General features: G+C 54.5%; 1 protein-coding gene. It reads left to right on the top strand.

The features are described from left to right. The coding region (locus RVY79_RS18810; RefSeq protein WP_317466077.1) for a DUF3322 domain-containing protein at window positions 1-303 on the top strand (303 nt) is incomplete at both ends.

Here is a 303-nt window from a genome sequence, read left to right as displayed (position 1 = left end):
CCCGCCTCCAATCTATTGTTGAGGCAGTTGCCTATCAACGATGTAGATACCAAGTGGGTAGAGAATCGCAAGGGGATGGTTGCGGCACTGCTCAGGCTTTTGCGGCCGGAGACTGCTCTCGAGACCGATTTCCACACGTTGTGTGGCTTGCGTAAGGCACCGGCTCAGATACGCGTACGTGTACTGTGTCCCATTCTTCGCGGAAAAATTGGTGGACTGTCTGACTTGGAAGTGCCTGTGGAGGACCTGGTGGCACTCAAATGGCAACCCGAAACGCTGCTTATCGTGGAAAACCTGGCGACA

Source organism: Chromohalobacter sp. HP20-39, from assembly GCF_033052815.1.
GTDB lineage: Bacteria > Pseudomonadota > Gammaproteobacteria > Pseudomonadales > Halomonadaceae > Chromohalobacter.
The sequence above is the reverse complement of the archived record's forward strand: the minus strand, read 5'-3'. Positions and strand labels throughout refer to the sequence as shown.